General features: G+C 69.7%; 25 protein-coding genes and 1 tRNA gene. 7 read left to right on the top strand and 19 right to left on the bottom strand.

The features are described from left to right. Positions 1-3: 3 nt before the first annotated feature. Complete coding sequence (locus tag JYK02_RS34500; protein WP_207057178.1) at positions 4-1,041, bottom strand: agmatinase family protein; 1,038 nt, start codon at positions 1,039-1,041, stop codon at positions 4-6. 78 nt (positions 1,042-1,119) lie between these two features. Here JYK02_RS34500 and JYK02_RS34495 point away from each other — a divergent pair, with 78 nt between their 5' ends. Beyond that, entirely contained in the window at positions 1,120-1,488 is a 369-nt protein-coding gene (locus tag JYK02_RS34495) for an MmcQ/YjbR family DNA-binding protein (protein WP_207057177.1), read from the top strand. Positions 1,489-1,494: 6 nt separating this feature from the next. On the opposite strand, the gene JYK02_RS34490 is transcribed toward JYK02_RS34495, so the two are convergent. Together JYK02_RS34490 and JYK02_RS34485 are read right to left on the bottom strand one after the other, a co-directional pair. Continuing rightward, positions 1,495-2,484 carry an NAD(P)H-quinone oxidoreductase gene (locus JYK02_RS34490; protein ID WP_207057176.1) on the bottom strand — a complete coding sequence of 330 codons (990 nt, stop codon included), beginning with the start codon at positions 2,482-2,484 and terminating at the stop codon, positions 1,495-1,497. 35 nt (positions 2,485-2,519) lie between these two features. After that, a complete protein-coding gene (locus JYK02_RS34485; RefSeq protein WP_207057175.1) occupies positions 2,520-3,521 on the bottom strand; it encodes a magnesium transporter in 1,002 nt (333 codons plus the stop codon). Between the two features lie 52 nt (positions 3,522-3,573). Here JYK02_RS34485 and JYK02_RS34480 point away from each other — a divergent pair, with 52 nt between their 5' ends. Next, a complete protein-coding gene (locus JYK02_RS34480) occupies positions 3,574-3,777 on the top strand; it encodes a DNA gyrase inhibitor YacG (RefSeq protein ID WP_120526005.1) in 204 nt (67 codons plus the stop codon). A gap of 84 nt (positions 3,778-3,861) precedes the next feature. Next, positions 3,862-4,932: a lysylphosphatidylglycerol synthase domain-containing protein gene (locus JYK02_RS34475; RefSeq protein WP_207057174.1), complete on the top strand. Its 1,071-nt coding sequence runs from the start codon at positions 3,862-3,864 to the stop codon at positions 4,930-4,932. Between the two features lie 12 nt (positions 4,933-4,944). On the opposite strand, the gene JYK02_RS34470 is transcribed toward JYK02_RS34475, so the two are convergent. Both JYK02_RS34470 and JYK02_RS34465 read right to left on the bottom strand, forming a co-directional pair. Further along, a complete protein-coding gene (locus JYK02_RS34470) occupies positions 4,945-5,400 on the bottom strand; it encodes a hypothetical protein (protein WP_207057173.1) in 456 nt (151 codons plus the stop codon). A 168-nt stretch (positions 5,401-5,568) separates the two neighbouring features. Continuing rightward, the gene (locus tag JYK02_RS34465) at positions 5,569-5,823 is read right to left on the bottom strand and encodes a ribbon-helix-helix domain-containing protein (protein WP_014396286.1); all 255 of its coding nucleotides are present in this window, start codon (positions 5,821-5,823) and stop codon (positions 5,569-5,571) included. Positions 5,824-6,187: 364 nt separating this feature from the next. Between JYK02_RS34465 and JYK02_RS34460 the strand changes: the two genes are divergently transcribed. Next, entirely contained in the window at positions 6,188-6,754 is a 567-nt protein-coding gene (locus JYK02_RS34460) for a TMEM165/GDT1 family protein (RefSeq protein WP_207057419.1), read from the top strand. Positions 6,755-6,815: 61 nt separating this feature from the next. Here JYK02_RS34460 and JYK02_RS34455 read toward each other — a convergent pair whose 3' ends face one another. Further along, positions 6,816-7,865: an NAD(P)-dependent alcohol dehydrogenase gene (locus tag JYK02_RS34455; protein WP_207057172.1), complete on the bottom strand. Its 1,050-nt coding sequence runs from the start codon at positions 7,863-7,865 to the stop codon at positions 6,816-6,818. A gap of 122 nt (positions 7,866-7,987) precedes the next feature. On the opposite strand from JYK02_RS34455, the gene JYK02_RS34450 reads away from it, so the two are divergent. Beyond that, a complete protein-coding gene (locus JYK02_RS34450) occupies positions 7,988-8,488 on the top strand; it encodes a DUF1579 domain-containing protein (RefSeq protein WP_207057171.1) in 501 nt (166 codons plus the stop codon). A 73-nt stretch (positions 8,489-8,561) separates the two neighbouring features. On the opposite strand, the gene JYK02_RS34445 is transcribed toward JYK02_RS34450, so the two are convergent. From JYK02_RS34445 to JYK02_RS34405, 9 genes are all read right to left on the bottom strand, one after another. Continuing rightward, a complete protein-coding gene (locus JYK02_RS34445) occupies positions 8,562-8,852 on the bottom strand; it encodes a hypothetical protein (RefSeq protein WP_207057170.1) in 291 nt (96 codons plus the stop codon). Positions 8,853-9,047: 195 nt separating this feature from the next. Then, positions 9,048-9,620 carry a class I SAM-dependent methyltransferase gene (locus JYK02_RS34440; RefSeq protein ID WP_207057169.1) on the bottom strand — a complete coding sequence of 191 codons (573 nt, stop codon included), beginning with the start codon at positions 9,618-9,620 and terminating at the stop codon, positions 9,048-9,050. A gap of 8 nt (positions 9,621-9,628) precedes the next feature. Beyond that, on the bottom strand, positions 9,629-10,444 hold the full coding sequence (locus tag JYK02_RS34435) for an isocitrate lyase/PEP mutase family protein (protein ID WP_207057168.1): 816 nt from the start codon (positions 10,442-10,444) through the stop codon (positions 9,629-9,631). Positions 10,445-10,477: 33 nt separating this feature from the next. Then, the gene (ogt, locus tag JYK02_RS34430; protein ID WP_207057167.1) at positions 10,478-10,999 is read right to left on the bottom strand and encodes a methylated-DNA--[protein]-cysteine S-methyltransferase; all 522 of its coding nucleotides are present in this window, start codon (positions 10,997-10,999) and stop codon (positions 10,478-10,480) included. Then, positions 10,992-12,530 (bottom strand): AlkA N-terminal domain-containing protein, encoded by a 1,539-nt coding sequence (locus JYK02_RS34425; RefSeq protein WP_207057166.1) that lies wholly within the window; start codon positions 12,528-12,530, stop codon positions 10,992-10,994. The genes ogt and JYK02_RS34425 overlap by 8 nt, the downstream gene beginning before the upstream one ends. 140 nt (positions 12,531-12,670) lie before the next feature. Then, positions 12,671-12,744, bottom strand: a tRNA-Ile gene (locus JYK02_RS34420). A gap of 140 nt (positions 12,745-12,884) precedes the next feature. Then, a complete protein-coding gene (locus JYK02_RS34415; RefSeq protein WP_207057165.1) occupies positions 12,885-13,214 on the bottom strand; it encodes a lectin in 330 nt (109 codons plus the stop codon). A gap of 455 nt (positions 13,215-13,669) precedes the next feature. After that, a complete protein-coding gene (locus tag JYK02_RS34410) occupies positions 13,670-13,948 on the bottom strand; it encodes a hypothetical protein (RefSeq protein ID WP_207057164.1) in 279 nt (92 codons plus the stop codon). A gap of 84 nt (positions 13,949-14,032) precedes the next feature. Continuing rightward, on the bottom strand, positions 14,033-17,203 hold the full coding sequence (locus tag JYK02_RS34405; protein ID WP_207057163.1) for a heparinase II/III domain-containing protein: 3,171 nt from the start codon (positions 17,201-17,203) through the stop codon (positions 14,033-14,035). Between the two features lie 132 nt (positions 17,204-17,335). On the opposite strand from JYK02_RS34405, the gene JYK02_RS34400 reads away from it, so the two are divergent. Beyond that, a complete protein-coding gene (locus JYK02_RS34400; RefSeq protein WP_207057162.1) occupies positions 17,336-17,722 on the top strand; it encodes a YkvA family protein in 387 nt (128 codons plus the stop codon). Between the two features lie 73 nt (positions 17,723-17,795). On the opposite strand, the gene JYK02_RS34395 is transcribed toward JYK02_RS34400, so the two are convergent. Then, positions 17,796-20,807: a chitobiase/beta-hexosaminidase C-terminal domain-containing protein gene (locus JYK02_RS34395; RefSeq protein ID WP_242589543.1), complete on the bottom strand. Its 3,012-nt coding sequence runs from the start codon at positions 20,805-20,807 to the stop codon at positions 17,796-17,798. 109 nt (positions 20,808-20,916) lie between these two features. On the opposite strand from JYK02_RS34395, the gene JYK02_RS34390 reads away from it, so the two are divergent. Then, positions 20,917-21,225, top strand: a complete 309-nt coding sequence (locus JYK02_RS34390) for a hypothetical protein (RefSeq protein WP_242589542.1) — start codon at positions 20,917-20,919, stop codon at positions 21,223-21,225. Positions 21,226-21,293: 68 nt separating this feature from the next. On the opposite strand, the gene JYK02_RS34385 is transcribed toward JYK02_RS34390, so the two are convergent. The 3 genes from JYK02_RS34385 to JYK02_RS34375 form a co-directional block, all read right to left on the bottom strand. Further along, positions 21,294-21,980: a MotA/TolQ/ExbB proton channel family protein gene (locus JYK02_RS34385; protein WP_207057159.1), complete on the bottom strand. Its 687-nt coding sequence runs from the start codon at positions 21,978-21,980 to the stop codon at positions 21,294-21,296. Between the two features lie 149 nt (positions 21,981-22,129). Next, positions 22,130-22,948 (bottom strand): SDR family NAD(P)-dependent oxidoreductase, encoded by an 819-nt coding sequence (locus tag JYK02_RS34380; protein ID WP_207057158.1) that lies wholly within the window; start codon positions 22,946-22,948, stop codon positions 22,130-22,132. A gap of 104 nt (positions 22,949-23,052) precedes the next feature. After that, a complete protein-coding gene (locus JYK02_RS34375) occupies positions 23,053-24,732 on the bottom strand; it encodes a protein kinase domain-containing protein (protein WP_207057157.1) in 1,680 nt (559 codons plus the stop codon). Between the last annotated feature and the right edge of the window lie 18 nt (positions 24,733-24,750).

Below are 24,750 nucleotides of genomic sequence, written 5' to 3'. Positions count from 1 at the left end.
GGCTCAGGCCTTCTGCGACTTCAGCATCCAGCCGATCATCTTGTAAAGCAGGCGGGCGCCCACGTTGGCGTCCCACTCGCTGCCCTCCGGGTCGGGGGCCACTTCGGTGAGGTCGAAGCCGACGATGGTGCGGCCCGAGCGCACGACGCCCGCGACGAGCGCGGTGGCCTCCGGGAAGGACAGGCCGCCGGGCACGGGCGTGCCGGTGTTCGGGCACAGCACGGGGTCCAGCCCGTCGATGTCGAAGGACAGGTAGACCTGCTGCGGCAGCTTGTCGACGATCTGCTTCACCTGCTGGTTCCAGGGCAGGCCGTCGAAGCGGTTCTGCTGGAGGACGGCGTCGAAGAAGGCGTGGATGCGGCCGCCGGAGTTCTCGATGTAGCGGTGCTCGTTCTCGCTCATGTCGCGCAGGCCCACCTGGACCAGCGTCTTCATGCCCGGGATGCGCTCGGCGACGTTGTAGAAGATGGACGCGTGCGACCAGGTGAATCCCTCGTACGCGACGCGCAGGTCCGCGTGCGCGTCCAGGTGGAGCACGCCCATGCCGGGGTACTTCTCCGCGTGGGCCTGGATGATGCCGTAGGAGATGGCGTGATCGCCGCCCACGGCGGCCACGAGCTTGCCCTGCTCCAGCCAGTGCTTCGCGGTGCGGTAGACGTGGTCGTTGAGCTTCTCGCTGAAGCCGTTCACGTCCTTCGCGGCGGAGAGCAGCTCGGCGTCACCGGACTCGATGCCGCCCGCTTCGATGACGAGCAGGGCGCGCTCCTTGGCGCGCTCGTTCCACGCGTGCAGCTCCGCGGGGGCCTCCAGCATGGCGATGCCGCGCTCGTAGGGGCGGCCGGTCTCCACGTCGAACAGGTCCACCTGCTTGCTGGCCTCCAGCAGGGCGGCGGGGCCGTTGGACGTGCCGCCGCCGTAGCTGGTGGTGGCCTCGAAGGGCACGGGGATGACGACGACGTGGGCCTCGTCAGGAGAGTGGGGGAGGCCGAAGATGCCGGAGCCCGGCTGCGCGGCGGCGGCGGGGTCGAAGTGGGTAGCCATGGCCGCGCAGGATACGGTTCCGCTCCCCGGGCGCAATGGCTTCGGTGGTGCCTGGCGGGCAGGGCAGGGAGGAAACGGATGGCGACGCGGAAGAAGACGGTGGCGAAGCGCAAGGGGCGGCTCACGGTGGACGACGTGCGCGAAATGGCGCTGGCCCTGCCTTCGACGGAGGAGCGCCCCTCCTACGGCACGCCCGGTTTCCGGGTGAGCAACAAGCTCTTCGCGCGGGTGCTGGATGACGACTCCATCGTCATCAAGGTGGACTTCGAGCACCGCGAGGCCCTGCTGGACTCCAAGCCCGACATGTTCGAAGTGACGCCGCACTACCAGGACTGGCCCATGGTCATCGTGCGGCTGAAGACCGTGAACCGGCGCCTGCTGGAAGCCCTGCTCAAGGAGGCCTGGCGCCGGTGCGCTTCCGCCAGGCTGCTCAAGGAAACCGTGTAGCGGCTTTCAGTCCCAGCGAACCACGACCTTGCCCACGGTGCCGTTGCCCGCCATCCGCTCCAGCCCGGAGCGGAGCTCCGTCATGGGCAACACGGCATCCACCACGGCCCGCAGCGCGCCGGAGTCGAACAGGGGCAACAGCTGCCGCTCCGCCACCTGCGTGAGCAGCATCTTCTCCTCCGCGGGCCGGCTGCGCAGCACCGTGCCCTTGATCGTGAGCCGCTTGCGCATCACCGGCCCCAGGTCCAGCTCCGCGCGCACGCCCGCCACCGAGCCGACCTGCATCAGCCGCCCCAGCGGCGCCATGGCCTTCACGGACTCCGGCAGGTAGGCGCCGCCCACCAGGTCCAGACACACGTCCGCGCCCCGGCCGCCCGTCGCCGCGAGCACCGCGTCCGCGAACACCGGCGGGTTGCTTTCACACTGCACCGTGTGGCCCACGCCCCACTCGGAGGCCCGCGCCAGCTTGTCCTTGCTGCGGCCCGTGCCCACCACCCGCACGCCCATCGCCTTGCAGAGCAGCGCCGCCGCGGAACCCACGCCGCTGGCCACCGCGTGCACCAGCACCGTCTCCCCGGGCCGCAGGTCCGCCTGGAGCACCAGCGCGTCGTACGCCGTGAGGTACGCCTCCGGCAGCGCCGCCGCGTCCGCGAAGTCCAGGCCCCCGGGCATGTGCAGCACCTCGCGCTCGTGCGTGGTGAGCACCTCGCTCCATGCGCCCCCACCCACCAGCCCCATCACCCGGTCGCCGGGCTGGAACTTCCGCGCACGCGGGCCCACCGCCACCACCTCGCCCGCGTACTCCAGGCCCGGCACGTCCTGGGGGGCATCCGGGGGCGGCGGATAGGCGCCGCGCACCTGGAGCAGGTCCGCCCGGTTGAGCGCGCTGGCCCGCACCCGCACCTGCACGTCGTACGGCCCCGGGACCGGCTCCGGCCGCTCGTCGAGCGCGAGGACCTCCGGACCGCCCGGCTTCGTGATGCGCACGACCTTCATGACCCTGCCTCCCGCGCTTTGGAAACCCATCGCCGTTACAACAGCAACCGCGTCACCAATCCGAAGTACGTCAGCAGCGTGATGTTGTCGGACACCGCCAGCACCAGCGGCGCCGACGCCAGGTGCGGATCCACCTTCAGCCGCTTGAAGAGGAAGGGCAGCACCCCGCCCAGGCACGACGCCAGCGTGGCGGACACGGCGACCGCCACGAACAGCGCCAGGGGGAAGCCGAACCCCGGCGAATAGACGCGCCCCAGGAGCGCCACCACCGCCGCCGCCATCAGCCCGGCCAGGCTCGCGGCCAGCGCCTCGCGCGCCACCACCTTCTTGTCCACCTCGCCGTGGGCGACCATCGACGCCGCCACCGCCGTCGTCTGCACGCCCAGGCTCTCCGACAGCACCAGCACCATGGGGATGAAGGCGCTCACCACCACCAGCTCGGCGACCGTGCGCTCGAACAGCCGCGTCGTGGTGGCGGCGAGGAACCCGCCGGCGATGTTCACGAGCAGCCACGGAAAGCGCTTGAGCGCCATGCGCACCGGCCGCGTCTCCCGCTCCTCGCCCTCCGGGAGGCCCACGAAGCGGTAGACCTCGTCGCGCACGCGGCCCTCCACCTCGTCGAAGAGCGTGTCGGAGAACGCGTCCACGAACTGGTTCATCTCCACCACGCCCACGATGCGCCCGTCCGCATCCACCACCGGGAACGCCAGGAAGCGGTAGGTGACGAAGAAGTCCTCCACCACCGCGTCGGACGCGTCCACCGGCAGCTTCACCACGCGTGTGAACATCAGCGACGCGATGCGCTCGTCGGGGCCCGCGCGGATCAGCTTGCGGATGGGCACCACGCCCACCAGGCGGCCGTCCGGGTCACACGCGTAGCAGTAGAAGATCTCCCCCGTGCCGGGGTGGGCGCGCAGCTTCTCCAGCGCCTGGGAGACCGTGTCCTCCACGCCCACGGCGGTGAAGTCCCGGGACAGCCGGTCGCCTTGCAGCAGCGTGTGAGCGGTCTCCGAGGGGGTCTGCACGTGGCGCGGCACGAAACGTCCTGGCCCGCCGGAGCGTCAAGGCTTATCTAGGAGTCCATCCACCATGCCACTCGCGCCGTGTCCCATCTGTCAGAAGCCCGTGCCTCCGCGCCCGGAGAACACCTCTCAACCGTTCTGCTCCCGCCGCTGCCGCGCCGTGGACCTGGGCCGCTGGCTGGGCGAGGAGTACCGCGTGCCCGACCGTCAGGCCGAACAGCAGGAGGACGAGCTGCCCTCCGATGGTGAGACGCGCCGCCACGACGCCTGAACGGCCCGCGCCCGTGCGCCCTGGAGGGCAGGGGCCAGGCGTGCCGCTGGAGTCGCGGGGAGAGTGACGGTATACCCGCCTGCCGTGAAACGCGCCGTCAACCTCATCGCCAGCCTGCTCGTCACAGTCGCCTTCATGTGGTGGGCCTTCCGGGACACGGACGTGTCCACGCAGATGGCCAGCCTCAAGGCGGCCAACTACGCGTGGCTCCTGCCGTACTTCCTGTGCCTCGCCGCCATCCACGTCTTCCGCGCGCTGCGCTGGGGGGCGTTGCTGTCGGGCCTGGAGCACGTCCCGTTCCGCAAGCTCAACGAGGCGTCTGGCATCGGCTTCATGATGCTGCTGGTGCTGCCGTTCCGCCTGGGGGAGTTCGCCCGGCCCTTCCTCATCGCCCAGCGCAGCTCCATCCGGCGCAGCGCGGCGATGACGTCCGTGGTGCTGGAGCGCATCGTGGACGGCCTCTTCGTCGCGGCGCTGTTCCGCGTGCTGCTCTTCTTCGTCCCGACGGAGACCCCCGAGGTCCGGTACGTGAAGCTGGGCTCGTGGCTGATGTTCGCCGTGTTCGGCGGCGGCCTGATGTTCCTGCTCTTGGGCCTGTGGCAGCAGGAGCGCACGGTGCGGCTGGTGCGCGCCACCGTGGGCCGCTTCTCGCCGGGCGTCGCGGACAAGGTGGCGGACATCGTGGACACCTTCGTGGGGGCCATGCGCCAGCTCCCGGACCGCAAGCACGTCGCGCTCTTCTTCGTCTACACGTTCGCCTACTGGGGCGTGAACGGCCTGGGCATGGCGCTGCTCGCGCGCGCCTTCGACTGCTCCGGCGCGGCGCCGGGCGTCGTCTGCGAGCCCATGAACCTGTCGCTGTTCCAGTCCTACATCGTGATGTGCGTGCTGGTGGTGGGCGTGATGATCCCCGCCGCGCCCGGGATGATGGGCACCTTCCAGGCCGCGACCAAGGTGGGCCTGGGGCTGTTCCTGCCCGCCGCGATGGTGAACGCGCACGGGCTGGCGTACGCGAACGTGCTGTGGCTGTGCCAGACGGTGCAGCAGATCGTCTTCGGCCTCATCCTGCTGTCCACCAGCCACATGTCCTTCCGCGAGCTGGCGGGGAACATGAAGAAGGACGACGACACCACGGTGTCGCGCTCGGTGGCCTGAGGCCCTCTGCCGCTAGGGGGTGGGCTGCTGGCTGTTTTCGGAGGGCGGCGGGACCTGCTGGTTGCGGACGCTGTTGCGGACCTGGTCGGTGACGGCGGCCGGGTCCACGGTGCCCTTGAAGGTGCCGAAGGGCGTCTCGAGCGTCTGCTCGTGCCGGCCGTCGGTGCCCGGTGGGCCGCACCACGCCTTGGCCTCGTCCTCGAGCTTGCCCATGGGCGTGCGCACCGCGGTGCGCGTCTCGGTGGTGGATTTGGCCACGAGCACCTGGCCGCGCATGAGCACGCAGTGGTCCTCGTCGAAGTACCAGGCCGACGAGCCGTCCGCGAACTCCTGCGCCCGCGCGGGTCCCTTGCCCATGGTGTCGGCCACCTGGGCGGCGGTCATGCCGGGGTAGAGCTTCTCGAAGCCGCGGGCGGCGCAGCCGGTGGTGGCCAGCGCGAGGACGGCGGTCAGCAGGGCGGGACGCATCAGGGGCGCGGCTCCAGAAGGAAGGGAGGCCTGCGACCCTAGCGTGTTCCCCCGCGGCGGCTCCAGGGAGGCCCTGGAGGCAGCGGGGAAGGGATTACAGCTCCTGCTCCAGCCAGCGCCGCAGCCGTTCACGCAGCGACAGCGCACGGCGGCGGGGCAGGAGGCGGCTCACGACTCGCCCTCCGTCTTGGCGGGCATGCGGCCGTACTTCGACAGCAGGTCCTCCACGGCCTCGCGCAGGTACTCGCTCTGGTGGATGCGGGTGCGCCGCGCCAGTTCGCGCAGCTTGTGCACCTGCTCCTCGGGGACGAGGACGTGGGTGGAGACGATGTCGGCCTCGGGGCTTCGGACCTCACCGGGTTCCACCGCGGACGGGGACGACGGAGCGTCGGGGCTCAGCGGGCTGGCGCTTCCATCCTGCATCGGGGCTTCCTCCAGAATGCTGCTACAGGCCGCTACCGACCTGGCGTGGGCATTAGGGGGCCGGCCTCTCGCGCCGTCAAAAAAAGGAACACCCGACGTCGCCGGTTGACCTGGCACCGGGGGCGCTGCTACTGGCACACCCACGTAAGGGGAGTAGTTCCCGCCCGGCAGCGATGGGCGGAGGGGCGCTCGACACACTGGCTGGTGACAGCCCGGGCCCCCATCTCGCGAAGCGCGGGACGAACGAGACCTTCGGACAGGGATTCATGCTCCCTGGCCGAGGTCCGTCGTGCGCGCTCCTCCCTGACGCGCTCCACCACGACGCCCTCCGCGCCAGGGACTGGGATGGAGTGCCATCGTGTCGTTGGAAGCCATTGTCGGTTCATTCGTCCTCGTCGCCGCCAGCGAGATGGGCGACAAGACGCAGCTGCTGGCGTTCTCGCTGGCGTCGCGGTTCCGCAAGCCGTGGGTGGTGCTGGCCGGCATCTTCGTGGCCACGGTGGCCAACCACGCGCTGGCGTCGTCGGTGGGCACGTGGGTGTCCGTGCACGTCCCGGCGCGGGTGATGGCGCTCATCCTGGCGGTGATGTTCCTGGGCTTCGGCCTGTGGACGCTCAAGCCCGACACGCTGGACGAGGACGGCGCGAAGCCCCCGCGCTTCGGCGCCTTCCTCACCACGGTGGGGCTCTTCTTCCTCGCGGAGATGGGGGACAAGACGCAGCTGGCCACCATGGCGGTGGCGGCGCGCTACCAGGCCCCGGTGCTGGTGACGCTGGGCACCACCGCGGGGATGCTGCTGTCGGACGGGCTCGCGGTGTTCCTGGGCGACCGGCTGTCCGGGCGGGTGAACATGAAGTACGTGCGCTGGGTCACGGCCGCGCTCTTCTTCCTCTTCGGCTTCGTGTCGCTCTGGACGGCCTGGCGCGGCTGACGAAGGCGGGGAGGAAGGCCCCGGCGTACAGGGTCGCCGGGGCTTTTTCCGCGCGGGACGGCTACTTCGCCTTCAGGCTCGCCGTGTCGATGACGAAGCGGTAGCGCACGTCGTTCTTCAGCATGCGCTCGTAGGCCTCGTTGATCTTCTGGACGGGGATGACCTCCACGTCGGAGGCGACCTGGTGCTTCGCGCAGAAGTCGAGCATCTCCTGCGTCTCGCGGATGCCGCCAATCATCGAGCCGCCCAGCTTGAGCCGGCGCGGGATGAGCGAGAAGGCCGCCAGGGGCGTCGGCATCTCCGGGGCGCCGACGAGGATCATCGTGCCGTCCGTCTTCAGCAGGTTGAGGTAGGCGTTGTAGTCGTGCTGCGCGGAGACGGTGTCGAGCACGAAGTCGAAGCTCCGGCGCAGCTTCTTGAACGTCGCCTTGTCGGAGGTGGCCTCGAAGTGCGCGGCGCCCAGGGCGAGCGCGTCATCGCGCTTGGACGGCGAGGTGCTGAGCACCGTCACCTCCGCGCCCATGGCCTTGCCCAGCTTCACGGCCATGTGGCCCAGGCCGCCCAGGCCCACGACGGCCAGCTTGTCCCCGGGCTTCACGCCGTAGTAGCGCAGCGGCGAGTACGTGGTGATGCCCGCGCACAGGAGCGGCGCGGCGCGGTCCAGCGGGATGCCCTCCGGGATGCGCACGACGTACTTCGCGTCCACGGTGATGTGCGTGGAGTAGCCGCCGTAGGTGGGCTGCCCGTCGTAGTCGCGGCCGTTGTAGGTGTTCACCGAGCCGCGGTCGCAGTACTGCTCCTCGCCCTTGAGGCACTGAGGGCACTCACGGCAGGAGTCCACGAAACAGCCGACGCCCACGGTGTCGCCGACCTTGTACGTGGTGACGGCGCTGCCCACCTTCGACACCTTCCCGACGATCTCGTGGCCCGGCACCATCGGGAAGACGGCGCCGCCCCACTCGTCGCGGGCCTGGTGGATGTCGGAGTGACACACGCCGCAGTACTGGATGTCGATGAGCACGTCCTGGGGGCGCGGCTCACGGCGCTCGAGGGTGAAGGGGCCGAGCGCGGCCTTCGCGCTGGGGGCGGCATAGGCAGGGGTGGTGGGCAAGCGAGGCTCCTGAATGGGAAACGAAGCAGGGGCGCCAATGTAATGACGCAGGCGCTTTCATGCCTGGGGGAAAGCACGGAGGTGTGGACCGGCCAGGGGGCCATCCGGGAGACTGCCCGCCCATGAGCCAGGAACGCCTGCAACAATCCCTCTCCAACGGTCCCCATCATCTGCTCTCCAGGCTGCTCGGCGCGTGGGAGGGCGTGGCGCGCACGTGGTTCGAGCCCGACAAGGTGGCTGATGAATCCCCCAGCTCCGGCAGCTTCCGGAGCGTGCTCGACGGCCGCTTCGTGGTGCACGAGTACACGTCCGCGATGGGCGGCAAGCCGCTGTCCGGCATCGCGACGCTGGGCTACCACCTGGACGGGCAGCGGTTCACCATGTCCTGGGTGGACAGCTTCCACATGGGCACGGACATCATGACGCTGCAGGGAGAGGCTGGCGGGAGCGACCGCTTCTCCGTCACCGGCAGCTACTTCACGGGCGAGCAGTCCCCCCGCTGGGGCTGGCGCGTGGACATCCAGGTGACCGGTCCGGATGCACTGACCATCACCCACTTCAACATCGAGCCCGGAGCGGAGCCGCAGAAGGCGATTGAGATTCAATACAAGCGGCGCGCTTGAGATGCACACGCCCCGCCCATGAATCCAGGCGGGGCGTCGCATCCGCGCAGGGAACCGCGTCAATGACTATCGGCTAGTAGTAGGTACCCCAGCAGGCGTCATTGTGGCCGCTGTAGCCAATGCTCCTGCAGTAGTTGTACGCCGCCGAGGCGCAGTTGCCGAACGCGATCACCGAGGCGTGCCCGACAGGGTAATAGAAGTTGATGCCGTCGTTGCATTCCGCGAGGCAGTAGGTGTTGGGGTCGTAGCCGATACACGTGCCGGAGGCGTTGACCTTCCGGTCTTCGGACGACTCGCCAGGAGCCGCCTGCTCCTGAGAGGGCTGCGTGATGGGCTCCGTCGTGCCGCCCTCCTCCGGGGGCATGCCGCCACATGCCGTAACGATCGCTGCGGACACCATCAGTGGGAACAGCCTTGCGAAACGCATGGTGGATCCTGTCTGGCTTCGAGAGCCTGGTGGAATGGTCGTTCATTCCACGAGGGCGTTTGGGGAAATGCGCCCTGTTTCACGGATGCAAAGCAGCAAAAGTGGCATTCAGTCAATGGCAGGGCTGGCGGGTCATGGCGGCGCCTGGCGCTTCCGGGCCAGGAGCCGTGCTTCGTGACGCCCGGCGTCAGTCCAGTCCTCGGTGAACGAGAGGAATTGGAGTCCCTGGAGCAGGGTGGGCAGCTCGCCGTCCTCCAGGAGGAAGCGCGCGGACGGGTGCGGATGGCGTTGCAGGTTGCTCCGGGTGGGCTGCGCGAAGACGAACAGCCCACCGGGTGCGAGCAGTCGCGGCACGGCGGCGAAGAGCGGCCGCCAGAGGTAGTTCAAGCACACGACGAGGTCGAACGGACCGGGCGGCAGTGCTTCCGTCTCCAGGTCCAGACGCAGGCGCGTGAGGGAGACGCCCGCGTCGCGCGCCAGGACTTCCGCTTGCGCCAGCGCCACGTCGGAGATGTCCACCAGGGTCACGGCCAGTCCTCGCTGCGCGAGCCAGCACGCGTCGTGTCCCGGACCGCCAGCCAGGTCGAGCACCCGGCCTGTTCGCGGCAGCCGGTCCTCGAGCGAGCGGAGGAAGCTGGAGGGCTCCCTCGGCGCGGAGGCCTGCTGGTATTTGGTGTTCCAGCGCTGGCGATCCTCCTGGGACATGGCTCGGCCTACTTCCGGGTCATCAGCCCGTTGAGGGACGGATAGCTGGCGGCGGCTTCGAACAGGCTCGGGGAGTGTCCCTCGCGAAGGAAGGTGGAGGCGAGCGCGCTGGCCCGGCCCCAGATGGCTTCCGAGATGGCGGAGCCGGCGCTGAGCCGCCGCACGCCCAGCCGCTGCAGCTCCGCCGGAGCGGGGAGGTCCTGCCTCGCGAGCACGTTCACCGGCAGCGAGGTGCCCCGGGTGATGGCCTGGATCCCGGCCGCGTCCGTGATGCCCGCGACGAACAGGCCATCCGCGCCGGCCTGCTGGTAGCGGGCGGCCCGGGACAGCGTCTCCTCCACGCGACGCTCGGGCGGCACGAGCTTGCGCAGGTAGACGTCCGTGCGCGCATTGACGAAGACGTCCACGCCCAGCCGCGCGCCGGCCTGCTTGACGCGTTCAATCTTCGCGGCGAGCAGCTCCGGCGGCCCGTTGCCGTCCTCCAGGTTGCAGCCCACGGCGCCCTCGGACAAGAGGCGCGCCACGTTCTCACCGGCGGTGGCCGGGTCGTCGGAGTAGCCCGCTTCGGCGTCGACGGTGAGCGGGACGCGGATGACGCTGGCGATGGCTCGCACCGTGGCGACGAGCGCGTCGATGGGCAGCGCGTTGCCGTCCGGGTGGCCCAGGGCCCAGGCGACTCCGGCGCTGGTGGTGGCGATGGCCTTGGCGCCCAGGCTCTCGAAGAGGCGGGCGCTGCCGGCATCCCAGGCATTCGGAAGCAGGAGCAGGTCCGGCCCCTGGTGCAGCGCGCGGAAGGTGCTGGCGGTGTCAGGACGGGAGGTCATGCGAGGAGGCTCCGGTGAGGGGTTGAGAGGGATTCAGGCGTGGGTCTGCTCATGATTGAGCAACCAGCGTTTGCGTTCCAGGCCTCCAGCATAGCCGGTGAGTGAGGCATTGGAGCCGACAACGCGGTGACACGGGACGACGATGCTCACGGGATTGGCGCCATTGGCCATACCCACGGCGCGAATGGCCTTGGGGCGCCCGATGCGCTCCGCGAGCTTGCCGTACGTGGTCGTCGTGCCCGCGGGGATCTCCCGGAGGGCGCGCCAGACCTCGCGCTGGAAAGGTGTGCCCGCGGTCTCCACGGGAAGCGAGGCGATGGCGGACAGGTCCCCGCGCAGATAGGCCTGGAGCGCGGAGGTGCGGCCGGACGGGTCGCGCGCGGGCTCCAGGACACAGCCGTTCTCGCCGTAGTGCAGCCGCAGCAGCCGGTGCATGCGGGCCTCGTAGCCCTCCCAGTCCAGTGCGCGCAGCCGTCCTTCCTCATCACAGACGAGGAGCGCGACGCCGGCGGGAGTGGGCGTGGAGTCGATGAAGAAGCGCTGACGGTCAGGCATGGGCGGCTCGGCGGGAAGGGATGGGTTTGGGACGCGCATCCTGCTTGGGCTCCTGGCCCTGGAGGGCCACCGAGGTCCAGAGGTGCTGAGCGGCGTACGCGCGCCACGGGCTCCAGGCTTCGGCGCGCCGTAGCAGCGCTTCCGGCGTGGGCCGTGGGCCTCCTGCTTCTGTCGCGGCGCGAAGCAGGGCGACGTCGGAGGCGGGAAAGGCATCCGTCTCACGGATGGCGCGGAGGGCGATGTACTGGGCGGTCCATTCGCCGATGCCGGGCAGGCGCGTGAAGCGGGCGACGGTGTCCGCGAGCGATGGACCTGGCTGGAACAGCGTGGGATCCGCCACCGTCGCCGCGGCGAGCCCGGAGAGCGCTCGGGCCCGGGCGGCCGGCATGCCCATGCCGGTGAGGTCCGCCGTGGCGAGGGCTTCGGGACGGGGGAAGGCGCGCAGGAGCCGGGCATCGCCGGTGAGCGCGGCGTCCAGGCGCTCGCCGTGCCTGTCCAGGAGCCGCTGCCCCAACTGACGCGCGGCGGTGGTCGTCACCTGCTGGCCCAGGATGGCGCGGACGGCCAGCTCGAAGCCGTCCCAGCCGCCCGGGGCGCGAAGGCCGGGGCGCGCGGCGAACAGCGGCGCGAGCAGGGCGTCCGTCGACAGGTGCGCGCGGATGGCCTCCACGTCCGCGCCCACGTCGAAGACGCGCCGGACCTGGGCGACGACGGAGGGCAGCATCCGCACGTCACTGACGCGCAGGGTGGCCCGCAGCGCGTCGAGCCCCGGGGCGGGTGACACCTCCACGGCCCCCTGGCCCCAGGCATTCGTGAAGGTCCGCAGGTAGCGGCCCGGCTCCACGTGCTCCATGCCTGTGAGTGCGCGGGCCGTCAGCCAGGCCATCAGCGCGTCCCAGTCATAGGGCGGACGGTACGGGATGAGCAGCGTCACCGTGGGGACGGCGGACGTCGCGGGCGCTGCCCGGGTGCGGCGCATGACGCCCGGGGGACGGCCGTAGAGCGACCGGACGACGGCATTGAAGCGCCGGACGCTGCCGAAGCCGGACGCGAGGGCGACCTCGGCCATGGACAGGGAGGTCTCGTGGATGAGCTGGCGGGCGAAGAGCACGCGGCGCGTCTGGGCCACGGCGACGGGGGAGGCGCCCAGATGCTGCTGGAACAACCGCCGCAGCTGCCGGTCCCCGACGCCCAGCCGGCCCGCCAGGACGTCCACGCTGGCGTCCTCGGCGTCGAGCAGGCCCTCCGCGATGAGGGCCAGTGCGCGCGAGACAGTGACGGAGGTGCCCCGCCAGGGCGCCAGGGAAGGGGACGTCTCAGGACGGCAGCGGAGGCACGGCCGGAAGCCGGCCTCCTGGGCGGCCGCGGCGGAGGGGTAGAAGGTGCAGTTCTCGAAGCGGGGCGCTCGGGCCGGGCAGATGGGGCGGCAGTAGATGCGCGTCGTCTTCACGGCGGTGAAGAACCGCCCGTCGAAGCGGGAGTCCCGCGTCGTCAGCGCGCGGTAGCAGGCGGCGGGGTCCAGGCCGTTCATGGGGCAAAGGTCACACGGCCGGCCCGGGATGTCTGGCCGTTTTCGGACGTGGACGTGGGGCCGCCGCTGCGCCCTCCAGGGGGCGGGGCCAAAGAAAAAGCCCCGGAATCACTTGGGAAAGTGACTCCGGGGCTGCTTGATGGCCAGGGTCAGACTTGAACTGACTACCTGCGGATTATGAGACCGCCGCTCTAACCAGGTGAGCTACCTGGCCGTGAAGCCCCGCCCGTATACCGGGCCAGGACCGTGACCGCAAGAACTTCGGACGGGGGTGGGGGGCGGCCCTGACAGGCTCCTGGCGGCGCGGCGGGGGGCGGGGCTGGCGTCCCTTCCCAGGCCCCGGCTCCGTTCACCTCAGTGCCCGCCGGTCTGGGTGTTCCAGAGGGCCCCGCCACGCGAAGTGCGGATGACCACGTTCCCATCATTCTGGACGGTGAGATACGCGCCGCTGTAGCCGTAGGTGTGGCTGTGCCAGAGGGCCCTTGGCTCCGCCGTGTAGATCACGAAGTTCCCGTCGCCCTGCATGACCGCCCCCACGGCCGCGGTCCCGTTCGTCCGGGAGTGCCAGAGGGCCGTCGCGCCCTGGCGGAGCACCAGGTTGCCGTCGCTCTGCATGACCAGCCAGAAGCGACCGTCACACGAATAGAGGCGCTGCCCGAAGCCCAGTCCCTGGTTCGCGTCCATGCGACCGCAACCCGATGGGGCCGGGGGCGGGCTCCACGTCCTGCTCCCATCCTCCAGTTCCTGCGGGGTCCGGGACCGCGAGTCGTCGGAAGCTGTGTTCGAGCCCTCCTCCGGCGATGGACCGCACGCACTCAGGCCGAATGTCAGCAGTCCCAGGACCACCACCTTGGACAAACGCCACGCCAGCATCTCATTGCGATGCATTCCGGATTCCTTCTGTGTCGAGGCGGAGGGCCCGCGCGAACCCATGCGCCTCACGGCGGCTCGCCCGTACGTCCGGAATGGCCAGACGCGTTGCCGTAATTGCTCACGGCACCGCGTAGTCGGAATTGCCTGCAAGAATGGCTTGGTCGTCAGGGCGGAGACGCCTTGGAGTTCCGGGAGCCCCCCGTGCCGCCTTGTCCACGATGCAGGGTGGCGGCACGGTGAGCCATGCATCCGCCGACAGGCGTCGCTCAGGGGCAGACGCAGGTGCCCGTGCAGCGGTAGTCCAGCGTGCAGGCCGTGCCACAGGCGGCCACGCAGTTGGTCTCGGTGCCGTACCACCTGACGTAATTGCAGGTCCACAGCTGCGAGCAGATGGCCTGCTGCGTGACGTCCCTCTCGGGGAGCTGTTCCTCGACGGCGCCGGGCTCGGACGCGGGGGCCTGCTCGGGCTCGTACGCGCCGCCGCAACCCGAAACGGAGACGGCAACACCGACGAAGACAGCGACGAGCGACAGGGGGATTCGCATGGGGACACTCCGGGGGTTCTGCGAGGTGAAGTCGAGCGGAGGGTCCCCGATGGTCATGCCCGGCGGGGACCCTGGGAACGGATGTCAGCGGGCGGGCACCGTCAGCACGCCCTGCGAGGTGCTGCGGTACGTGCCGGTGGTCGAGGGCGTGAACGTCACCTGGCTCAGCGCGGTGTTGATGATGGGCGTGATGCTCAGGGCGTAGGACTGGTTCGGGGACAGGCCCGTGATGATCATCCGCTGCCGGCCAGCGCCCTCGACCCGGAAACCGTGCGTGCTCTGCTGGATGCCGCGCTGGGGGAAGACGGCGATGAGCGAGTCTCCCACCAGGACCGCCTCGGTGCCGGCGTCCGCCGTGAGGCGGCGCGCCGCGGGCGGAGCCGTGACGCCTTCATCCGCCACGCTGATGACATGGAGGAACTGCGCCGTTTCCTGGCCCTGGGTGTCGGTGACTTCGATGCGCCAGGCGCCCACGTCGGGGTCCTGCGCCATCGTGGCCTCGGCCGTCGTGGGCGCGAAGTTCGTGTACGAGGCCGTGCCGCAGACCTGCGGGTTGCTGGACACGGCGAAGCGGAAGTCCGGCCCGTTCGCGGTCACACCGCCCACCTTGCAGAGGCTCGGTGCCGCGGGCAGCAGCGTCTGGAGGAAGGCCATGCCACCGCCGTTGCGCACCCGGGTGACGGGGGCGGCGCCCTTCGCCACGAGCACAGGCCAGACGCCGGGTCCCTGCGCGAGCTGGTTGTTGACCAGGGGCTCGTTGACGCTGTGCCAGAGCACGCTCTTGCGCAGCCCCTGCTTGCCGGTCGCCACCTGCACGCTGTCGTAGACGAGCGTCACCGGCTTCGACCAGAAGCCCGGCTGACGCAGGAACAGCACATGGCGGAGGTAGCCGTTCGTGGCGGCGATCTTCGCCTTCGAATACGCGCGGCTCGCGTCGCCCACCGAGAAGGTGAAGTCGGCGCCGGGCTCGTAGCGCACGACGCCCGCCAGCGCGTTGACGCCTCCCGGGCGGATCTGCTCGGGCGTGGGGTAGGTCGCCTTCCCGTCGAAGAACCACTGGCCGCCATCGTTCGACCATTGGGTGCTGCCCAGGAAGAAGACCTCGGCGGGGTCGAACACCGTCAGCGTGTTATGGGCGACGCTGCGGATGTAATAGTTGTGCCAGTGGCTGGTCCCGTACTCGTCGTAGTAGCCACTGTCGACGAGCAGCGGCGCCCGGTAGAACAACGACAGGCTGTTCTGGTCCTGGTGCTGGTGATTGCTGCTGGCGAACGCCGCGGAGTGGAACTCCAGCAGGCTGGTGGTGGGGGAGAACTGCCAGTTCTCGCGCATCAGCACCTGTCCGCTCGGTCCGAAGTGGCGCGACAGCGGCAGCGCGTTCGGCGCCTGTCTGGCCATGCCGGGACGCCACAGCAGCAGATCCCACAGGCCGCCACCCGAGCGGCGCGGCAGGATGTGTTCGTCATAGAGCCACTGGCCCACGGGCGCGGTGGCCGTCGGGCCGTAATGCGAGCCGTACAGCGCCAGGACGGCCATCGCGTCATCCCAGCCGCCCGCGAAGGTGTCACCGAGCTTCGGGAAGGAGACCGTCGGCGTGCCGCGCAGGCCGTAGAGCCAGAACAGGAACTGGCTCCGGGCGAAGGTGGGGGCGGGCGGAGGCGTCGGCCAATGGAAGGCCGTGCGGAACACCTCGGTGGCCTCCAGATTGGTGGAGCCGTAATACCAGCCCATCTGGTGGCCACCCGCGGAGCCCACGAAATCGCGCACCGGATTGAAGCCCAGCTCGAAGTGCTCGTAGGCCGTCTGCAGCATGGGCCGGACGCGCGGGTACTCATAGGCAATGGCGGAGAGCGCCAGGGCAATGGCCGCCACGTCCCCCCGGTGGTGTCCGGACAGGTAGAAGGGCGCGATGGTCGGCCTGGAGGCATGCACCACCGGGTCCCAGCCCACCATGAGGGGCGTCTCGCGGCACTTGAGCGCGACGGTGTCACTGTCGATGGGCTGCCTGCCGCAGAACATCTCCCCCAGGGGATGGCGGCCACTGGCGTCCTTCGCCGTGATGGTGTTGATGATGGCGTCGGCGAGGCGCTGGCTGTAGCGCCCACTTACCCCGGTCACGCCCCGCACGTCGGTGGTCGACATGACCGGGTACAGCCAGTCGTACAGCAGGCCCATCGCGGCGATGCGGCCACGCATGGGGTACTCGCCGCCTTCCAGGGCCGGCACCTGCAGCAGCTTGCTCGCGTAGGTGAGGGCCGCCTCCCGGAAGCGGACGTCGCCGGTCCGCACGTGGGCCAGGGCCAGGACTTCGGCCACGTCCTGCACGTGAGAGGGATGCGAGGGCGTCGCGCCGGTGAGCACCACCGGGCTGGGGCAGGTGGTGGGATCCGCCTTGACGGTGCACTGATCATACAGCCGCGTGGCGTAACTGTCGGCCGAGCCGCGCAGGTTCTTCCAGGCGCGGTGCAGGTTCAGGTCGATGGCGGGGTAGCTGACCGTGGTGCTCAGCGCCTTGTCGGTGATCTGCACCTGGGTGACCAGCTCTCCTTCCCGGCCGCGGAACTCGAAGCGCTGGCCATCCGGGGACCACTCGACGGGCACGCCGCTGCTCAGCCGGTACCAGTTCATGACCGTGGGAGACTGGCTTCCAAGCTGGACGCTGGCGGTGTGCGCGGTGGCGTCCCAGTCAATGCGGATGGCCGTGCCCACATCCGCGGGGACGTCAATCCTCGCCGCGGCGACGTAGCTCCCCGCGGCCGCGAGCTCCGCGTACCGGGGCTGCCGCCGGTCCACCTGCATTCCAATCTGGAGTCCCACGGTGGGCGGCGACGCACCCGGCGCATCCCAGGTGGCGATGTGCCGCACGAAGATGCTGTTGCGGTCCGTCGCGTAGCCGTCCAGGAGGTTCAGGGGAATGGAGTTGCCCGAAGCATCCATCTCCGGAACCCCCAGGGCGGCGCGGAAGCGCGGCGTCAGGGTGAACTGGAGCGCGCCGCGCGCCGGGAACGTCGGAGTCGGGAAGCTGGCGCTGAGCGTCGACAGCCGCTCGCTGCTCAGGAACACGTGCGGGTGGGTGGCACGGACCGGCGGCAGGATCCCCGCGTCCGGAGTGCCCGCATCGGCGAGCGCGGCGGCGCTCTCCGCCCAAGCGACCTCGTCGGAGGATGGCGCGGCGTCACCGTCCCGGAAGTCCGGCTCGCAGCCGGCGAGCACGAGGGCGGACAACAGGAAGAGGCTGACCGGGAGACGGCGCATGAAGACCTTTCTTCGTGTTGCAAACACACGGATGCGGCTGTCTTTGTCTACCTCGTGAAATCGGTGAACGCAATCAAGTCATGAAATAGCTGTAAATCATCCGTGAGGGTGGACGTGATAAATCCCGCGAGGATGAAGAGCCTGGAGCGGTGGAGGCAGAAGGTCCGGCAGCTCAAGACGGAGGTGGCGGCGCTCTTCATCGCGGCCCGGCATCCTGGCGTCCCCTGGTACGCGAAGCTCCTTGCGATCGCGGTGGTCGCCTACGCGCTGAGCCCCGTGGACCTCATTCCAGACTTCATCCCGGTCCTCGGCCTGCTCGATGACCTGATCCTCGTCCCGCTCGGCATCCTGCTCGTCCGCCGGCTCATTCCTCCCGCGGTGCTCGCCGAATGCCGGGAGAGGGCCCGCCAGGAGCCCTACCAGCGCAAGACGAGCTGGGTCGCGGGGGCGGTCATCATCGCCCTCTGGGTGCTGCTCGCGCTGTTTCTCGTGCGGCACGTCCGCCTTCGAGCGGGGTGAGGCGGACGCTAGCCGACGGCGATGGGATTGAAGGGCCTTCGAGGACTCATGGGAAGGCCCTGGGTGTCACGCGCTACGGGGCATGGGAGCCGAACGAGGAGGGCCCCACGGCCCAATCACTGGCCAGGTCGTTGTCCGTCGCGGCCACGCGGCGGACTGAAGTGGCCTTGGTGAAGGGAAGGTCCGCCCAGCCCGCGGACACCTCCGAGGCAGCAGGCGTGGAGGTGCCATTGCAGGGCGCGCCCCCACAGCTCGACGGCAGCCACTGCCCCTCGGCCTGGAGGGCCTGAAGCTGGGGGTAGTAGTCGTTGGTGACGCTCCCGCCTGGCGGAGGCGGGCGGTAGAAGGGCACACCGTCCTGTGTCACACCGGTGGCGTCGCGCACGCGCAGCACGCGCTGGGAATAGCCAATCTCATTGGTGCTCCCGATGAAGTCCCAGGCGATGTTGGAGTTGGCGCTGTAGGTGCTCTCGGGGAACTCACCCTTGTTGGCGGTCTCGGAGGCGGGCGCGTCGACGGGCGCCGTGGTGGGCCTGAGGTGGACGACGATGACGTCACCCGTGGCCACCACGACGTTGGGGAAGGTGGCCAGCAGGAGGTTCGCGCCCTGGGTCAGGGTGAATCTGTCCACGCTGCCTCCCTCGACCGCGACCAATTCCACCAGGTCCTTGCCGTTGGAGATGCCAGGAGCCACCTCGGTGAGCACCAGCCTGGCGGGAGAGACGGCCACTCCGGTGAAGGTGGCGCTGTTGGCCGTCGTCTCGAGGCCGCTCTGCCGGGTGTCTTTCACGCTGGAGGCCACCGTCACCGTGTAGCCCGTGCCCGCCGCCTGCGCGGAGGTGGTGAGCAGGACCTGGCGGCCCGACACGGCGGCGGCCTGGACACCCAGGCCGGAGTCGACGGTGAACTGGCTGCCGTCGGCGAGCACGCTGGCCGGGTCGAGCTTCCGGTCGAAGTTCACCGTCACGCTCGTGTTGCCGCCCGCCACGGCCCCCGTCACCTTGGGCCCGGGGCAGGACAGCAGGTTGATGTCGTCAAGCGACCAGGCCGAGGGCTGGGCCTGCGTGTTGAATCGCCACAAGGGCGCCGTCGTGGTGAGGGCGCAGTCCTGCGTCACGTCGTGCGTGTCCGACACCGTGTTGGTCAGGCGCAGCTTGAGGTTGGGGTGGATGGCGGGGTTGCCCATCGTCACGAAGCTCGCCGAGACGTTGCCGCCGCCGGAGGGGCCCAGGGGGCTGGCCACGGTGCCGGTGACGGAGATGAGCTTGCTCTCGTAGGCGTCCAGGTTCGTCACGAGGTCGGTGTTGCTCACCTCGCTGACGAGGCCATCCACCGGGTCCCTCGTGAAATAGACGACCCACGCGTCGAGCCGGGTGATGTGCACCATCCCATTCACCGTCGTCTTCTCGGTGGCGCGGAAGGCCATGCGGTCACCCGCGCGGGTTCCCGAGGGGAAATCGAACACGAGGAAGACCGCGGGACCGTCCTTCTCTGCTTGAAGGAAGACACCCGCCGGATCGGCCCCTGTCAACGGCTTCGTGTGGGTGATGAACGCTCCAGCCAGGGACTCGCTGATGGGCCCGTCCGGTCTGGAGCGGATGGTGGCGATCTGCGACGAGGTGTTGGCCAGGGTGGAGATGCTGTACATCTCGTACCCAGGGGTCTCCATGTTGTTGGCGTTGTCCACGGAGAAGAACCTCAGCCTGACATGGCCGCGCACGGTGATGGGTGCGCCGGTGTAGCGCGTCGAGCTCGTGGTCGGAACGCTGCCGTCGAGGGTGTAGTACGTCTCCGCGCAGCCGCTGCCGCCGTTGTCGTCGCACGACAGGGAGACGTCGAGCTGCTCGGCGGACTCCACGATGCCCGGCGGGAAGGCGGAGGTGCGCGGCGCCGTCGTGTCGACGTAATCGAAGACAAACTCCTCGGTCCGCACGGGCTCCTCATTTCCGGCCGTGTCCACGGAGAAGAACCGCAGGGTGGCATTGGCGGAGAGGCGTATCGGGGCCGCGTAGCGCGACGAAGCCCGGGTGGGCGTGGTGCCGTCGAGCGTGTAGTAGGTGCCCGCGCAGCCATGGGGGTCCGCGCAGGTCAGGGTGACATCCAGCGCGGAGCCGTACACGCCACCGCTGGGAGAGGCCGAGGTGCGCGGCGCGTCCGTGTCGAAGGCATACACCTCCGTCTGGACGGCGCTCACGTTGCCGGCATTGTCCACCGCCAGGAACTTGAGCGAGGTGTCCGCGGAGAGCTCGAGCGGCGCGGCGTACGTGGCCGAGCCCGTGTCCGGTGTACCGCCATGGGTGGTGTAGTGGATGGAGGCGCACCCGCTGCCCGAGTCGTCGTCGGTGCAGGCGAGGGTGACGGTGCGCGCGCTGTTGTAGACGCCGCCCCGGATGGATGCGGCGACCGTGGGCTTCAGCGTGTCGATGACATAGGACTCGCTCCGCACGGGCTCTTCATTGCCGACCGTGTCCACGGAGAAGAACTTCAGCGTGGCATTGGCGGAGAGGCTCACCGGGACCGAGTAGCGCGGTGAGGTCCGGGTGGGCGTCGTGCCATCGAGCGTGTAGTAGGTTCCCGCGCAGTCCCGTGCGTCCGCGCAGGCCAGCGTGACCGTCTGCGGGGAGCCGTACGTGCCCCCCTTGGGAGACGCCGAGGTGGCCGGTGCGATGGCATCGAAGGCGTACACCTCCGCCTGGACGGCGCCCACGTTTCCTGCCTTGTCCACGGAGAAGAACTTCAGCGTGGCATTGGCGGAGAGCTGCAACGGGGCCGTGTAGCGAGGGGAGTCCTGGGTGGGCACGGTGCCGTCAAGGGTGTAGCGCGTGGCATCGCAGCCACTGCCCGTGCCGTCCTCACAGGACAGCGTGACGGAGACGTCCGCCTTGAAGGTTCCTCCCCGTGGCGTCGCCTGGACCGACGGGGGCGTCGTATCCGTGGCTGCCGGTGGAGGTGAGGAATTGGAACCACAGGCAATCGCGAACAGTGCAAAACCAAACAAACCCAGTCGAGCGCCGGCGAAGAACAATCCACACCCCCCAATGTGCCTGTGTAACGAAGGCGGGAGGAGTCTTTCATTCACTGGCATCTGGTGCAAGTCATTGCTTCGCGGAGGAGTGCCGCCGCGGATGGTGTTAGGGTTCCAGTTGCCCCAGGATTGGGGTGCAACCTCCATCCCCGTAGGAGACCCGATGCACATGCCGAGGAAGTTCCTTCAGGCTGTCACCGCTGCCCTTGCCGTGCTCCCCGCCGCGGCCTTCGCCTATCCGCCGCAGTGTGACGAGGTCTGCTATTACCCCGGCGCCCCTTGCGAGACCGTCTGTTTCCTCGGGGCCACCTACTACACCACGTGTGGTGAGTCCGGTTACTGCATCCAGCCCGCTCCCGCGCCGGCTGAGCCCATGGCCTCCGTGATGGAGGCCGGGTCGCTCCAGTCCGACTCCGATGCGCTGGTCTGTCAGGACGCGCAGCCCGCCGGTTCGCTGAACTCGACCCGCGAGGGCTGAGCCTCCGGAAGTCCGGGCGGGGCCGGCACCATGTCCGGACCTCGCCCGCTTCAGCACCGCGTCCCGCGTCAGCTCCTTGGGCTCATGGCGCGCGTGCGCTTGAGGGCGCGGGAGGCGGCGTCGAGGAACTCGTTGCTTGCCTCGGAGAGGTCCACCGCGCGGGCGTCCACCCAGCCCTGCAAGGAGTTGTAGCCCATGACCGCGGGGATGGCGACGAGCAGGCCGAAGGCCGTGGTGACGAGCGCCTCGGAGATGCCCGTCGAGATGGTCCCGATGCCGCCCGAGTTCGCGGCGCCCATCTCCTGGAACGCGGTGACGATGCCGATGGTGGTGCCGAGCAATCCCACGAAGGGGGCGGTGGAGCCCACGGTGGCGAGGTGGCCCAGGCCGCGCTTGAGGCTCTGGACCTCGCGCTGCGCCTGCCGCTCCAGGCCGCGCGCCACGGTCTCCATGACCTCCTCACGGCTGTCGGTGGCGGAGACGCGGTAGGCCGTCAGCCCCGCGCGGATGGTCCTTCCCAGGTAGCCCACGTCCTTGTCCGTCTTCACCTCGGCGGCGGCGTCGAAGTCGCCATTGGCGAGCAGGGCGTCCAGCTGCGCGGCGTACCTGCGCGATTGGCGGCGGGCCGCGCGGAAGACGAACGCGCGCTCGGCGAGGATGAGGAGGGACACCATCGACATCACGCCCATGGCGATGACGATGAGCTGTGCGACCGGACCCATGTGGGTCCACAGACCCGCGAGTGTGAAGTTCATGGCGGGAACGAGACGCGCCTCCGTGCGCGTGGGCCACGGTGTGGCCCCATGAGGGAACGGCGGTGACGGGAACGGTGTCCAAGGTACGCAAGCGCATGGACGCGAGGGTGGGCCCGCGTCCATGCGTTGGTCATCGTTCTGTCATTGCCTCAGCCTTCGACGGGCCGGGTGAGGCCCAGCGCGTCCGCGTAGCTGTGCAGCCCGCGGATGTGATTGCCTCCGTCCACGGCGAGGGTGTCTCCGGTCATCCAGGACGCGAGGTCGCTGCAGAGGAACGACACCACTTTCGCCACGTCATCCGGCTCGCCCCACGCCTTCCCGAGCGGCGTGTGGGCGAGGAATCCCTGCGCCATGGCGCCACTCCCCAGGCCGGCCATCTCCGCCAGAGGGGTGCGGATGGCGCCCGGGGCCACGACATTCACCCGGATGCCGTAACGCCCCAGCTCCGAAGCCGCGGCCTTCGAGAAGTTCGCGAGCCCCGCTTTGGAGGCGCAGTAGTGGGCAAGCCCGTCCGTCACCGCCGTCTGGTTCAGTGAGGAGATGTTGACGATGGAGCCCGGCTGCTTCGCGGCGATGAGCGCCTTCGCGAGCGCCTGGGTGAACAGGAAAGGCCCCTTGAGGTTGATGGCCAGGACCTGGTCGAACTCCGCCTCGGGTAGTTCGAGCACCATTCGAAGGGTGGCCGTTCCGGCGTTGTTCACCAGGATGCCCGGGAGGCCGAACTCACGCGTGGCGACTTCGAGCGCTCGCGCCACGTCCTCCGCGCGAACCACGTCTCCCGCGAAGGGCACTGCCCGGGTGCGCCCCTCCGCCGTCCGGTTGAGCTCCGCGGCGGCCGCCTCCAACTTCTCCGGTGTCCGCCCGAACAGCAGGACGTTGGCGCCGTCCCGCATGAGGCGCGCGGCGATTCCCAGACCGATGCCCTGTCCTGCTCCCGTCACGATGGCACTGTTCGACATCAGCTTCATGGTGTGGCTCCCAGCTCAGGTTCCAGTGGAAGCCACGACTTTACGCTGAGTGCGCGTCACCGCGGGTCGCGGTGGTTTTCGGAACGGCCATCCGCCCGAAGGGCTCAGCGTGAGCGTTCCGTGGGCTCGCGGTCTCGCTGGCGGAGCAGCGCCGCGGCCCGGGTCCGGACGCTGGCCATGGGGTGCTCGCGGGCGGCCTCCTCCAGCGAGGGCACCGCGGCCTCACCCAGGTCCTTGCGGAGGAAGTCCTCGCAGGTGCCGTGGAACCGGTCGCTGACGAGACAGCGGATGGCGTCCTGGATGACAACCGGCGCGTTGCGGTACGCGGGTTCAAGCCGCAGCGCCGCCCGGTAGGCCGCCACGCCATCCACCCAGCGGAGGTTGTCGAAGTCGACGTTCCCCTCCAGGTAGCGGACGTAGGCGCTCGCCGGGTACTTCGCCGCCAGCTTCTTCAACGCCGCCAGGGCCGCGTCCCGACGTTGGGCCTTGATCAACCGATGGACCTCATCGATGCCCGGCAGCGGCTCCACGACGGGTTGCCAGGCCGTGGCGCGCGCCGGAGCCTCCGGCCGTGCTTCTTCACCCGTCGGGGTCGTGGGCGACGGGCCCGCGGAGGACACAGGCGCTGGGCCCGAGGATCTTGACGCTAGCGCCCATCCGCCAATGCCTACCGCTGCCAGGGAGAGCACCGCCACGCCTGCCACCACGCGGCGCGAGCGGTTGCGGACGGGGAGGGGCGTACTGGGCCCGGACCGGATCGTGGCCTCGGAGTCGTCCCTGGCGCGGGCTTCGGCCTGAAGGCCCACCGGCGTCGCGCGGGGCTGCGCGCGGACGTTCCGCGTCGCGAGCGCGTCCTCCCTGGGACGTGACGGCGTGGGGGTGGAGGCGCGCGGCCCCCCGGGTGCATCGCTGGCCACGGACGCCACGGGCAACGCCGCCGGGCCCGCCCCGGCCCCTTCGAGCGCGGCCAGGAACTCCGTGGCGGACTGGAAGCGATCCCCCGGGGCCTTCTCCATCGCCTTCGCCAGCGTCGCCTCGAGCTCCGCGGAGAAGCCCGCGTCAGGGGCGGCGTCGCGCAGCCGGGGAGGTGTCACCTCGCGCTGCATGCGCAGCAGCTCCGCGTTGCTGGTGGCGTTGAAGGGCTTCTTGCCGGTGAGGAGCTCGTAGAGCAGCACTCCGGTGGCGTACAGGTCCGTGGGCGGACCCACCGGCTCGCCGTGGATCTGCTCCGGGGCCATGTAGGACGGCGTCCCGAGCATCAGCCCCGAGGTGAGGCCCGTCACCTCGTCGCGCAGCTTGGCGAGCCCGAAGTCGAGGATGCGCACCTGCTCCCCGAGCCCCTCCGCGTGGGTGACGATGATGTTCTCGGGCTTGATGTCGCGGTGGATGATGCCCTGCGCGTGGGCATGGGCGAGGCCGGCGAGCACCTGCCGCACGGTGCCCAGGGCCCGGGCCGGAAGCAGGGGACCGTCGCGCAAGAGGCCGCGCAGGGTCTCTCCGGTGACGAAGTCCATCACCATGAACGGCGAGTCCTGGTCCACGCCGAAGTCGATGACCGACACGCAGCAGGGATGCGTGAGGCGGCTCGTGGCGCGCGCCTCCACCTGGAAGCGCCTGCGGAACTCCTCGTCCCCGGCGGCCCAGGCGTGGAGGAACTTGATGGCGACGGGCTTGCCCACCTCCAGCCGCTCACCCCGGTACACCATGCCCATGCCACCGGCGGCGAGCCGCTCGAGGATGCGGTAGCGCTCCTGCAACACCGAGCCGATGCGGGGATCGGTCACGGCCGTGGGCTCATTCAT

It is taken from the genome of Corallococcus macrosporus, from assembly GCF_017302985.1.
GTDB classification, from domain to species: Bacteria; Myxococcota; Myxococcia; order Myxococcales; family Myxococcaceae; genus Corallococcus; species Corallococcus macrosporus_A.
The sequence above is the reverse complement of the archived record's forward strand: the minus strand, read 5'-3'. Positions and strand labels throughout refer to the sequence as shown.